Origin of the sequence: Cognatundibacterium aquatile (genome assembly GCF_014699135.1) — a bacterium.
Classification (GTDB): domain Bacteria; phylum Pseudomonadota; class Gammaproteobacteria; order Burkholderiales; family Burkholderiaceae_D; genus Undibacterium; species Undibacterium aquatile.
Map to the genome: position 1 here is coordinate 36,650 of NZ_JACOFT010000005.1, position 12,791 is coordinate 49,440.

The window sequence follows — 12,791 nt, forward strand, 5'->3', positions numbered from 1 at the left end:
TATGCGCCGCTGCTCTGCTCTCCTGATTTCCCTGATACTTGCGATCTCCGCTCAGGCGAATGACGCATCATCACCTCCGTCCAAGCCGATTAAACAGGCATCTGCTTCTGCCAAAGAAGAGGCGTCCGCGCCGAAGGAAAAAGAAAAAGAGACGCGCAAATCTTCCAAAGAAAAAGAGTCGAAGGAAAGCAAAGACGCTGCCAAAGATGCCATGGCTGCCGATGAGCTGGCGGTCAAAATTGCAGAACGTCTCGCCCTGTTGCGTAAAGAAAAAGACGATGTGGCACGCGCCTCAACCCGCGCCGTTGCTCGTTCTCCAGCGTATGTGGCGCCGGTCAGAAAAGTAACACCAGCCAAACCGAAAGAAGGAAGCGAACACGGTTCTTCGGCGATTATCGCGGCGATGGGTGGACATGGTGCCGTGCATTGGAGTTACGACGGCGAAGGCGGGCCGACCAACTGGGGCAAGCTCAACTCGGCAAACGCGAAATGTGATATCGGTGATCGTCAGTCACCGATCGATATCCGCGATGGTATCCGCGTCGATCTCGAACCGATCAACTTTGATTACAAGCCATCCGGTTTCAATGTGATTGATAACGGCCATACGATACAGGTCAATGTTGCGGCGGGTAATTACATCAGCATCATGGGCCGTAATTACGAACTGCTGCAGTTCCATTTCCACAAACCATCCGAAGAGCGCGTCAATGGCCGGAGTTTTGATATGGTCGTGCATCTGGTGCACAAAGATGCCGACGGCAAACTGGCGGTGGTCGCCGTATTGTTAGAACGCGGCAAAGCGCAGAATATCGTGCAGCAGATCTGGAACAATTTGCCGCTGGAAAAAAATCTGGCCCTGGCCGCACCGACAGCGATTGATATCAACCAGCTCTTGCCAGAGAAACGCGATTACTACACTTATATGGGTTCGCTCACCACGCCACCCTGCAGCGAAGAAGTGTTATGGATGGTGATGAAAGAAACCGTGGAAATTTCCTCTGAACAGATCGCGATTTTCGGTCGCCTGTATCCGATGAATGCCCGCCCTCTGCAAAAAACGGCAGGCCGCCTGATTAAAGAATCTCGCTGAGAATTCAGCATACTCCCCCCTTATTTTATACAACCCCCCCTAATCTCCTTGAGAATAAAGGGCTTCAAAATATACTGGGGGGAGTATATTTTAGGCCCCAGCACGCGTCCACGGCTCCTGGCTATGCGCACCTGCCAGATACCATTTCTGATTCCTCTGTGCAGATTCAGCCCGCAGCACTTATTTCTTATGCGGACATGGCTTGTACAGAGGTTGCCGCTGACGACCAACTTAGCGCTTCCGGTGATGCGCGCATCCCATAGTAAGACATGACGATCGTACCGAATCGGGGTACCATGTTCTACATAAAATCAGATGAGCCTGATGTCAGGTCACAAATAGCGGGTCTGAAGCGGCGCTGTTTTCTCCAGAAAAAATAGGTTCGATATGAATTTGCATCCTCTCGCTCAGAGCAATACACCGTCGCCTGCTTGCCAGAAATGTAAAGAAGGTCAGCAGCTGGATTTTGATATTGCGTTTGCTTACCAGCCCATCGTTGATCTGCGCAGTCGTACTATCTACGCGCATGAAGCGCTGGTGCGCGGGCCGAATGGTGAGTCGGCTTTTTCGGTGTTGTCTAAAGTGACGGATGAAAATCGTTATTCATTCGATCAGGCGTGCCGGGTAGAAGCGATCCGGGGCGCAGCAGAACTCGGTTTGCAGGAATATTTGTCGATCAATTTTCTGCCAAACGCGGTCTATCAGCCAGCCGCTTGCATACGCAGCACGTTTGAAGCGGCGCAGCGCTATCAGTTTCCTATCGAGCGTATTATTTTTGAAGTGACCGAAGGCGAGCGGGTCGACGACCGGCCACATCTGGTCAACATTTTCCGCGAATACAGTCGCGTCGGTTTCCGTACCGCCATCGATGATTTCGGTGCTGGTTATGCAGGTTTGAATCTGCTGTCAGAATATCAGCCGGACATTGTCAAAATCGATATGGATCTGATCCGCAATATCGACACCAGCAAACCTAAACAAGTGATCGTGCACGGCATTGTGGCGATCTGTGCCGGTTTGAATGTGCGCGTACTGGCCGAAGGCATAGAAACCAAAGCGGAACGCGACTTCCTGCGCGATGCCGGTATCGAGTTAATGCAAGGATATTTATTCTGCAAACCGGCATTTCGCGCAATCGGCGTGATCGATCCTGACGCCTGGGATTAAGCTGGCGCTTGCTGCTGATCTGGTTTCTGAACTGAGTGCCAGGAAATGCTTAAAAAACACGGAAAAATGGCGCATGACTGAACTGGTTCATGCGCCATTTTTATCTCAGATATGCTGCGTCACACGGGATGATATTGCGGTCGCGACAGATTATTTATAAACACCGCAAGCGAAAACCAGATCGCCTGCTTTTTCATAATAAGTGGATTTCTGCTCGATGGCCTTGGTGGTTGGATTTGGCCACTTGTAATCCACCCAGCCTTTTCCTTTGGTTGCGACGCCGGCCAATACTTCTTCAACAAATGCCTTGTTATCGACATCGCGCAGACTGCGTAAATCTTTGCCGACCAGACGTGCATTCGCACCGTGTGCCAGTGCTTTGCCATTCAGTTCAGTGACCCAGATATACAAATCCCGGTCGACGAAACTGCCTTTAGGATTATTGAATTCGGCCAGCGCTTTTTCCTGGCCATTCGCCTTCAGATAGGCTATCGCTTTTTTAACCAAGGCTTCCGCTTCCTGCTGCGTCCCATGTTCCGCCGCCATCACCGACTGGCTGATGAACAAAGAGAAAAAAGCAAAAGTAAAAAATTTCAATATTGCACGCATAAACTTGTCTCCGGTTTAGATATTTAAGATTTATTTTTTTAAAAATACTGAGCACGTTGCCAGACTCCAGCAGCTCAGATGCCTGTTCGTAATCAGCTTGTCACGATTACCCACAGTGCATGAATGATCTTACTTCAGGTGCTACGGCTGTCGCTCTGTTTTTGCATGTTAACGTCGCGTTTTCGCAAAGAAAAAGTGTCTCAGGATTGAAATTTTTTCTACGTGATGCTTTGGTCATCATTGGAATCCCATACTCATTCCGCTACTGGCAGCGAAAAACGGAAAAACCTGATCCAAAATCAAATTTAATAGCGACCTGCGTGAGATTTTTTCCATCGTGGAATATTCGCCGAAAGTGATGTGAATAAATAAAAAAAAGGCGCATCGCTGAGTTAGCCGATGCGCCTTTTTGTGGCAGAAAGAAGAGCTGATACAGAGTACTATCAGCCCGGTTTATTTTTTTTGCCGGATGATTTATGCCATTTTAAATGGCAGTTCGCGTAAGCGCTTGCCGTTCAGACGCGCGAGTGCATTCGCAAATGCCGGGGCGAGTGCTGGCAAGCCAGGTTCACCCATACCTTTTGGTGCGTCGGCGCTTGGCACGATATGCACCGCAACTTTTGGCATGTCGGTAATGCGTGGCACAACGTAGTCGCCGAAATTGCTTTGTTCGACCACGCCGTCTTTGAGTGTGATCGCCGCACCCGGCAGGCACATCGATAAACCCATCAAGGCGCCACCTTGTACCTGTGCTTCCACGCTCTTAGGGTTGACTGCCAGATTGCAATGCACGCCAGCGGTGGCGGTCAGCAGTTTCGGCACGCCGTTTTTGATGGTGGCAGTAACGACATAGGCCACCACAGATTCAAAAGACTCATGCACGGCAACGCCCCACGCCTGACCTGCGGGCAGTTTCTTTTTGCCATAGCCGGATTTTTCCACCGCCATCTGCAGCGCTGCCTCATGACGCGGATGTTTGCCCGCCATGAGTTTCAGGCGATACGCGACCGGGTCTTGTTTTGTGGTGGCAGCGATTTCGTCGATCAGCGTCTCCATCACAAAGGCGGTGTGGGTTGAACCGACGCTGCGCCACCACAATACCGGCACATTTTGTTTAGGATGATGCACGGTCAGGCGCATCGGCATGGTGTACGGTTCTTTCATGCCTTCAACCGCAGTGCCGTCGATACCGTCTTTGATCATCATAGATTCAAATAAGGTACCGGCAACGATCGATTGCCCGACAATCACATGATCCCAGCCGAGAATATTGCCGCTCGCATCAAAGCCCAGATGCGCGGTGTGCAGATGCATAGGACGGTAGTAGCCGCCTTTAACGTCATCTTCGCGGCTCCATAAAGTGCGTACCGGCGCTGTCAGACCTGCGCTCTGTGCGGCCTTGGCAACCTGACAGGCTTCGCTGACGTAATCACTGGTGGTGACGCCACGGCGACCGAAGCCACCACCTGCCATCAGTGTGTGTACCAGCACTTTTTCAGGGGCAATACCGAGTATTTTTGCAGCAGCCAAGCCATCGAAACCCGGCATCTGCGTGCCTGTCCATACTTCGGCGCTATCGCCTTTAATCGCGACGGTGCAATTCAGCGGTTCCATCGGCGTGTGTGCCAGATACGGGAATACGAACTCGGCTTTGATCTGATGCGGCGCGGTTGCCAGCGCAGAAATATCGTCTTTGTATTTCTGATTGCCGGCTTGTTTTGCCAGCGCTTTGTAGCTCGCTAATTGCGCCACGCTGTCGACTTTTTCAACGGCACTGGTATCCCAATCTATTTTCAGCGCATCGCGGCCTTGTTTTGCTGGCCAGTAGCCATTCGCAATGACGGCAACGGATTCGCCACCACGGTCGCCAGGAATGCGCAGTACTGCCTGCACGCCTTTGATCGCTTTGGCGGCACTGTCATCGACGGATTTTATTTTCGCGCCGAATACTGGTGGGCGGGCGATCACGGCAGTCAGCATGCCGGGAAGATGCGCGTCGATGCCGTAGTCTTGTGTGCCGGTGGATTTGGCTTTTGCATCCAGACGCCCGATCGGTTTGCCGATCAGTTTGAATTGTTTCGGATCTTTGAGCACCACGGTTTCCGGCACAGCTTGTTGCATTGCTGCTTCTGCGAGTTCGCCGTAACCGAGCTTTTTACCGCCAGGCCCGACGACGAAGCCGTTTTCAGTGACTAAACCAGCGGCATCGACTTTCCATTGTGCTGCCGCGGCATTCACCAGCATGGCTTTGGTGCGGGCACCGAGTTCGCGATATTGGGTGTATGAGTGCTTGATGGAGTTAGAGCCGCCAGTCAGGTGAATACCATAGGCCGGGTCTGCATAAGCAGGGTTATTGGTGCCGTGTACGCTGCGGACTTTCGACCAGTCGGCATCAAGTTCTTCAGCGAGTATCAATGGCAGGCCGGTTTGCACGCCCTGACCGAAATCGAGACGGTTAATGGTGACGGTGACGATGCCATTTTTGTCTATGCTGACGAAAGCACCGGGTTGTTGCGTCGGCTTTAATGCGCTGGCGGCCTGTGCCGCCGCATCTGTCTTGCTGCCAGCCGCGCTTGCCAGCAAAGGGTAGCAACCCAGTGCAAAGCCGGAAGCACCGGCAATTTTCAGGAAAGTACGACGCGGTAAGTGTTCTGTTTGTGGCAGATTTTTTTCTGTAAGTGCCAGTAGGTGTTTCGGCATGTCCAGATGATGAGATTCAAAATGCATGTTGGTTCTCCTGATTAAGCCAGCATGCTGGCAGCATCGTGAATCGCAGCGCGAATACGCACATACGTGCCGCAGCGGCAGATATTGCCTGCCATGGCCGCATCGATGTCGGCATCGGCAGGTTTTTTATTAGTTTTGAGCAAAGCCGTGGCGCTCATGATCTGGCCGCTCTGGCAGTAGCCGCATTGGGCGACATCATGTTTGATCCATGCTGCCTGCACCGCTTTACCGACTTTGTCGTTGCCTATGGCTTCAATCGTGGTGATTTTTTGTCCGGCTACTGCCGATACTGGCGTCACACACGAGCGTGTCGCCTGACCGTTGACGTGAACAGTGCAGGCACCGCACAGCGCCTGACCGCAACCGAATTTTGTACCGGTCAGACCCAGTGCGTCACGTAATGCCCACAGTACGGGCGTGGATGGATCAACGTCCACCTGATGTTGTTTGCTATTGATATCGAGCGTCGTCATGGAATGGGTCTCCGGCCAGATGAGGGTAGGGAATATTAAAAACGGGCAAAAAAGCGTTCCGTGCGGATGCGCTTTTCCGTGCACTATAGGATATTTTGAACTTTTCTGCGCGGGAGCGAAAAAAAGGGCGCTGTTCAGCGCCCTCAACAGGTGAACAATCAGTGTCGTGTGTCTTAAATTCTGCGTAATGAGCAGTTCAGAGCACCTCATTCATAGCGGCGTGTGTCGTCGATCACTTTGCCATCATTTGGCAAACTGCCGGCCGCTACAAACAGCACCTCGCCACGCAATTTGGTCACATCGCGCAAACTGGCGATGATACTGGCTTGCAGTGCATCACTGCGGTCTGCCGTTTCGCAATGCAAGGTCATGACGTCATTCGCCATTTCGCCGCTGACGACCAAACGCGCTTTTTGCACTTGCGGATGGCGCTTTCTGACTTCAGCAATCTGCGAAGGGTGAACGAACATACCTTTGACCTTGGTGGTCTGATCGGCGCGCCCCATCCAGCCTTTGATGCGTTGATTGGTGCGGCCGCAGGGTGAAATGCCGGGCAGGATCGCGGACATATCGCCGGTCGCAAAACGTATCAGCGGGTAATCCGGGTTGAACGAAGTTACGACAATTTCACCGACTTCCCCTTCTGCCACCGGATCACCAGTGCCAGGACGCACGATTTCGAGAATGATCTCTTCATCCAGCACCATACCGGGATTAAGCACACCGTCGGTCATGGTTTCATAGGCGATATTGCCGATATCGGCGCTGGCATACATCTGTAATACATGCGGCACGCCATGATCTTGCAGCCACTGGCGCAGGGATGGCGGCAAGGCTTCTGCGCCGACCAGCGCTTTTTTGATACTCGAAATATCGGCACCGCTATCGGCGGCTTTTTCCAGAATGATTTTTAAAAAACTTGGGGTGCCGATATACGCATCCGGACGCAGCTCTGCTATTGCCTGCACCTGCATTTCCGTTTGCCCTATACCCGCCGGAATCACGGTGCAGCCGAGCTTGGCCGCAGCGCTTTCGACCATAAATGCCGCCGGGGTGAAATGATAGGAAAAACAATTCTGTATCAGATCACCGCTGCGCAAGCCCGCCGCATACATAGGTCGCGCAAAGCGCCACCAGTCCGGCGATTTTCCTTCAGGGTCAAAAATCGGTCCGGGGGACATAAAAATCCTGGCTAGTCCGCGCGGTGCGGTGGTCGTTAATCCACCGAATGGCAACTGTTGTTGCTGCAAGGTTTTGAGATCTGATTTGCGCGTCACCGGTAACTGCGCGAGTGCCTGCCGCGAGTTGATGTCATTTGCCGACACATCTTTCAGTATCGTTGCCCATCCTGCGGCAGTCTTTGCCTGTGCAATCAGTGATGGCAGCCGCTGCATCAGCGCCTGCTCGCGGCTGTGCGGGGTACGGGTTTCCAGCGCGTCCAGATATTCAATCATGACGTTCTCTTCGTAATAGGAAAGGGGAGGCCGATGTTTTGCGATGTTTTACGATATGTTGCTGTGTACGGCTATGCCAGCCAGCGCTTGCGACGACGATAAAATTTCATGTCGCGGAAACTCTTGCGACCGGCACCGGACACACCGAGATAAAATTCTTTGACGTCTTCATTACTCGCGAGATCACTGGCATCACCTTCCATCACGACGCGGCCGTTTTCGAGGATGTAACCGAAGTCAGCGTAGCGCAGCGCGATATTGGTGTTTTGTTCGGCCAGTAAGAAGGAAACCTGTTCCTGCTGATTCAGGCTTTTGACGATCTCAAAAATTTCTTCCACCAGTTGTGGCGCGATACCCATCGACGGTTCATCCAGCAAAATCATGCTGGGCTTGGCCATCAGCGCCCGGCCTATCGCGCACATCTGCTGTTCGCCACCCGAGGTGTAGCCGGCTTGCGAATGGCGGCGTTCACGCAGGCGCGGGAAGTAGTGATAGACCTTTTCCAGTTCTGCTTTCAGCTCAGTCCGGCTGAGCGCGCGCGTGTAGGCGCCTGTCAGCAGATTTTCTTCCACGCTTAAATGGCCGAAACAATGGCGTCCTTCCATCACTTGCGACAGGCCGCGTTTCACCAGTTCGTTCGGCGTCAGATGATCGACACGTTGTCCCTGAAACGTAATGTCGCCCTTGGTGATGTCGCCACGTTCATTTTTCAGCAGAGTGGAAATGGCTTTCAGCGTGGTCGATTTTCCAGCGCCATTCGCACCCAGCAGCGCGACAATTTTTCCTTGCGGTACTTGCAGGGAAATGCCTTTCAATACCAGAATCACGTGATCGTAGATCACTTCGATATTGTTGACGCTGAGATAGGCGGGATTGTTGATGGCGCTCTCAGACGAATTGGAATGTATGCTCATAATATGCCTGTATTGACGGTCGGCGTAACAGAGATATCCGTTGCCGGATATCTCCTGATTCAGGAAAAATTACTTCAGACAAGCCGGTGTGATTTTTTTCTCTGCGGCATATTTGTTCGAAGATTCTTCCAGCATCGCGCGGGTCAGCGCTTTATCACCGACGACCCAGTTCGGCGTGATGGCTTTCCACTTGTCGCCAGTCCATTGCTGCACTTTGACGGCACCTGAACCTTCATGGTCTTCACACGAGGTTTTCACCGGTGGGAACATGCCAAGTGCACCAAGAGCTTTCTGACGTGCTTCATCCACATTCAGATTTTCAAAGCCCCAGCGAATCTGCTCGGAAGTCATCTGCTTGCCTTTACCGTATTTTTCCTGGGCTTTCAGAATCGCTTCTGACCACAGGATGGCTGCCGTCACACCGCGCATGTGATAGACAGAACCGATACGGGATTTGTCGCTGAGATTACCTTTGCCCGCCGCATAGACTTTATTGCGCAATTCATCGAGTACAGGGTAATTGCCCGGCGTGTTAAAGGTCATTGAGGTATAACCTTTTGCTGCATCACCTGCAGGCACCGCATCTTCCTCAGAGCCCGCCCACCAGACGCCCAGCATTTTTTCACGCGAATAACCATTGCGTTGCGCCGTTTTAATCGCGACCGCATTCATCACGCCCCAGCCCCACAGAATCACATAATCAGGATTGGCCTGACGGATTTGCAACCATTGCGATTGCTGCTCGTTGCCCGGATGCGCGACCGGGATTTTGATCAGCTCAAAGCCATATTGTTTGGCCTGGGCTTCGAGGACAGGAATTGGCTCTTTACCAAAAGCGGAATCGTGATACAGATGAACGATTTTTTTCCCTTTGAGCTTATCCAGACCGCCGGATTTATCGCCCAGATATTTCGTCATTGCCGCAGCCTGATTCCAGTAGCTGGTGATCAGCGGGAAAATATACGGAAACACTTTGCCGTTGGCCGCATCGGAACGACCATAGCCCAGTGTCGTCATCGGGATTTTATCTTCGGCAACACGATCCAGAATGCCGTAAGCAATGCCGGTGGAGAGCGGCTCGACTAATGAAGCGCCACCTTGTGCTTTTTTCAGTCGTTCATAGCATTCAACACCACGCGAGGCATTGTATTCAGTCTCGCACTCTTCCCATGTAATCTTGACGCCATTGAGTCCGCCTTTGGCATTGACCAGATTGAAGTAATCAATGACACCGCCGTAAAAGCCGGAGCCACCCGCCGCGTAAGGGCCGACGCGGTATGAGAGCAGTGGAATGTACTGGTCATCTGCCTGTGCGACATTCACTGCACCTATCATTGCCGATGCCAGTAGTATTGATTTCATCAGTTTCATGTTGTCTCCTGTTGGTTGTATGGGTAGAACGACGCCTTCAGCATGGCGCTCTGTATTGATAAAAAACGACGACGGTAAAAACTTAATGCGGGAAAGGCCACAGTCTCAGTTTTTCTTTCGTGATCTGCCACAAACGTGCAAGGCCATGTGGTTCAACAATCAGGAAAAAAATAATCAGCGCGCCGAATACCATCAATTCGAGATTCGATGCGATGTTGGTCGGTAGCGATAAAAAATGGGCGATCAGATTCAGAAACACCGGCAGTAAAACGATAAATGCCGAACCAAGAAACGAGCCGAGAATAGAGCCGACGCCGCCGATAATGATCATGAACAAGATGCGGAACGACAGATCGAGGTTATAGGCTTCTGGTTCCACCGTGCCCAGATAAGCATAGGCATATAAAGCACCCGCGATGCCGCAGTAAAACGACGACACAGCGAATGCCAGCAGCTTGGTGCGCATCAGCCGGAAGCCGATGACTTCCGCTGCCACGTCCATGTCACGCACCGCCATCCACGAACGACCGACATTCGAGCGCACCATATTTTTTGCCAGTAAGGCCATCACACAGACGATGCCCAATGTCAGCAGATATTTTTTGACTGGTGTGTTGAAGCTCATGCCCATGATCACAATTTCCTGCGCGGTAATCACACCGGAAGAACTGTAATTCGTGAACCATTGAATTTTTGTCAGACACCAGACCACAAAAAATTGCGTCGCCAGCGTGGCAGCAGCCAGATAAAAGCCACGTATGCGCAAAGATGGTAAACCGAAAGCGATACCGACCATCGCCGCTGATATGCCGCCGAGGACAAATGCCAGCAAGATAGGAATGCCAGGCACACGCAACATGAAATTGTAGGAAGCAAACGCACCGACTGCCATGAACGCAGCTGAACCCAGCGATAATTGTCCGGCATATCCGGTCAGAATATTCAGGCCTAATGCCGCCAGTGAAAAAATCAGAAACGGAATAAAGATCGCGGAAAAAGCATAATCAGAGGCGAGCAATGGCACCACAAAAAAAGCGGCGCATAGCAACAGGGCAACGCCGATTCTGTCCTGACGTAATGGAAATATCTGGTTGTCTGCCTGATAGCTGGTTTTAAATTGTCCTGCTTCACGATAGAACATAGTGTTTCCTTAAGTCTTAATACAAGTCTTAGTGTAAGTCTTCGTATTCATGCGCCTTACCAGCCATTTTTGTCTGGTAAGGCAGAATATGATTGGGGTTTGCTCAGAACAAGATTGTTTAAATCCTGCGTATGATTTTTTCGCCAAACAAACCTTCCGGCCGCACCAGCAAAAACAACAATGCCAGTACATACGGGAACCAGCCCTCGATACCACCGCCAACCAACGGGCCTATATATACTTCCGCCAGCTTTTCTGAGGCACCGATAATCAGACCACCGACTATCGCGCCGGGAACCGAGGTGAAGCCGCCCAGAATCAGCACTGGCAAAGCTTTCAGCGCGACAAACGTCAATGCAAACTGCACACCATTACGTGCACCCCAAAGCAAACCCGCCACCAGTGCGACAAAACCGGCAACCGCCCAGACGATGCCCCAGATTTGTTGCAACGGAATACCGACCGCCAGCGCGGCCTGATGATCGTCAGCGACCGCCCGCAGCGCGCGCCCGATTTTTGTTTTGGAAAACAGCAGTGCCAGACCAGTGACGAGAATGGCGCAGATCAGTGCGGCAATCACATCGAACTGCGACACCAGAATATTGAATTTTTCCATCAGAAATTCGATAGGCACATCTTCGATCGGCAATGTCAGCTTGTGCGGTTGCGAACCCCACAGTAATTGCGCCAGCCCTTCGATGAAAAAGGTCAGACCGATGGTGGCCATGAAGAGTGTGATCTCCGGCTGATTCACCAGTGGCCGCAAGACGATTCTTTCTATTGCCAGACCTAAGACGATCATCACGGCCATCGTCAGCGGTATCGCGACCCACATCGACAGATCAAATTTTTCACTGAGGCCGACGCAGGTCAGGGCGGCAAAAAACACCATCGCCCCCTGTGCGAAATTGAAGACGCCGGAGGCTTTGTAGATCAGCACAAAACCAAGCGCAACCAGTGCATACATCACACCGGACAACAGGCCACCGATGAGCACTTCAAAGAAAAAACTGAGATTCATTTTGTTTTCCTCAAGACGGTGGTGTCAGTGTGCAACGCCAAGATAGGCATTGATCACTTCCTGATTTGCCAGCACTTCTGCCGGTGTGCCATCGCCGATTTTTTTACCGTAATCCAGCACGACAACCCGGTCAGAAATATCCATCACGACGCCCATGTCATGTTCGATCAGAACGATGGTGGTGCCGAGCTGATCATTCACATCAAGGATGAAACGGCTCATGTCCTGTTTTTCCTCGACGTTCATGCCTGCCATCGGTTCATCCAGCAATAAAATCTCGGGTTCAGCGGCAAGCGCGCGACCGAGTTCAACCCGCTTTTGCAGACCGTAAGATAAGCGTCCGACTGGTGTTTTGCGGATGTGTTGAATTTCCAGAAAGTCGATGATTTCTTCGACTTTTTCACGGTGGGCAATTTCTTCTTTGCGTGCAGGCCCGAGATACAGCGCCTGCATCAGAAAATTACATTTCATTTTCAGATTCCGCCCCGTCATGATGTTGTCGAGCACACTCATGCCTTTAAATAAGGCGATGTTCTGAAACGTGCGGGCGATGCCGCTTTTGGCGGCTGCATAGGTATTCATATCCTTGCGTTGGCGGCCACGGTAGGTGATCTGCCCTTCCTGCGGCCGGTAGACGCCATTGATCACATTCAGCATCGAGCTTTTACCTGCACCGTTCGGGCCGATAATCGCGCGGATTTCATGCTCTTTGACGTTGAACGAAATATTTGTCAGCGCTTTGACGCCACCAAACGACAAGGAAATGCCTTGCAAATCAAGAATAACTTCACCGGTTTTTCTGTTATTGGTCATTGCTGTTC

At 51.8% G+C, this 12,791-nt stretch carries 11 protein-coding genes; 2 read left to right on the forward strand and 9 right to left on the reverse strand.

What is annotated here, in order from left to right:
* The first annotated feature begins 1 nt into the window (after position 1).
* Together H8K26_RS13460 and H8K26_RS13465 are read left to right on the forward strand one after the other, a co-directional pair.
* Entirely contained in the window at positions 2-1,093 is a 1,092-nt protein-coding gene (locus H8K26_RS13460) for a carbonic anhydrase (protein WP_190480226.1), read from the forward strand.
* 387 nt (positions 1,094-1,480) lie between these two features.
* Positions 1,481-2,260 carry an EAL domain-containing protein gene (locus tag H8K26_RS13465; protein WP_190480228.1) on the forward strand — a complete coding sequence of 260 codons (780 nt, stop codon included), beginning with the start codon at positions 1,481-1,483 and terminating at the stop codon, positions 2,258-2,260.
* 150 nt (positions 2,261-2,410) lie between these two features.
* On the opposite strand, the gene H8K26_RS13470 is transcribed toward H8K26_RS13465, so the two are convergent.
* The 9 genes from H8K26_RS13470 to H8K26_RS13510 all read right to left on the reverse strand — a co-directional run bounded on the left by H8K26_RS13470 (position 2,411) and on the right by H8K26_RS13510 (position 12,783).
* Positions 2,411-2,869, reverse strand: coding sequence for a cache domain-containing protein (locus H8K26_RS13470; protein WP_190480230.1), 459 nt, complete (start codon positions 2,867-2,869; stop codon positions 2,411-2,413).
* A 474-nt stretch (positions 2,870-3,343) separates the two neighbouring features.
* Positions 3,344-5,596 (reverse strand): xanthine dehydrogenase family protein molybdopterin-binding subunit, encoded by a 2,253-nt coding sequence (locus tag H8K26_RS13475; protein WP_190480232.1) that lies wholly within the window; start codon positions 5,594-5,596, stop codon positions 3,344-3,346.
* A gap of 14 nt (positions 5,597-5,610) precedes the next feature.
* Positions 5,611-6,069: a (2Fe-2S)-binding protein gene (locus H8K26_RS13480; RefSeq protein WP_186884307.1), complete on the reverse strand. Its 459-nt coding sequence runs from the start codon at positions 6,067-6,069 to the stop codon at positions 5,611-5,613.
* A 206-nt stretch (positions 6,070-6,275) separates the two neighbouring features.
* The gene (locus H8K26_RS13485) at positions 6,276-7,523 is read right to left on the reverse strand and encodes a phenylacetate--CoA ligase family protein (protein WP_190480233.1); all 1,248 of its coding nucleotides are present in this window, start codon (positions 7,521-7,523) and stop codon (positions 6,276-6,278) included.
* Between the two features lie 71 nt (positions 7,524-7,594).
* Positions 7,595-8,437: an ABC transporter ATP-binding protein gene (locus H8K26_RS13490; RefSeq protein WP_190480235.1), complete on the reverse strand. Its 843-nt coding sequence runs from the start codon at positions 8,435-8,437 to the stop codon at positions 7,595-7,597.
* 69 nt (positions 8,438-8,506) lie between these two features.
* On the reverse strand, positions 8,507-9,808 hold the full coding sequence (locus tag H8K26_RS13495) for an ABC transporter substrate-binding protein (protein WP_190480238.1): 1,302 nt from the start codon (positions 9,806-9,808) through the stop codon (positions 8,507-8,509).
* Positions 9,809-9,890: 82 nt separating this feature from the next.
* Positions 9,891-10,949: a branched-chain amino acid ABC transporter permease gene (locus H8K26_RS13500; protein WP_190480240.1), complete on the reverse strand. Its 1,059-nt coding sequence runs from the start codon at positions 10,947-10,949 to the stop codon at positions 9,891-9,893.
* A 118-nt stretch (positions 10,950-11,067) separates the two neighbouring features.
* A complete protein-coding gene (locus H8K26_RS13505; RefSeq protein ID WP_186884312.1) occupies positions 11,068-11,970 on the reverse strand; it encodes a branched-chain amino acid ABC transporter permease in 903 nt (300 codons plus the stop codon).
* A 24-nt stretch (positions 11,971-11,994) separates the two neighbouring features.
* On the reverse strand, positions 11,995-12,783 hold the full coding sequence (locus tag H8K26_RS13510) for an ABC transporter ATP-binding protein (RefSeq protein ID WP_190480242.1): 789 nt from the start codon (positions 12,781-12,783) through the stop codon (positions 11,995-11,997).
* Positions 12,784-12,791 lie beyond the last annotated feature (8 nt).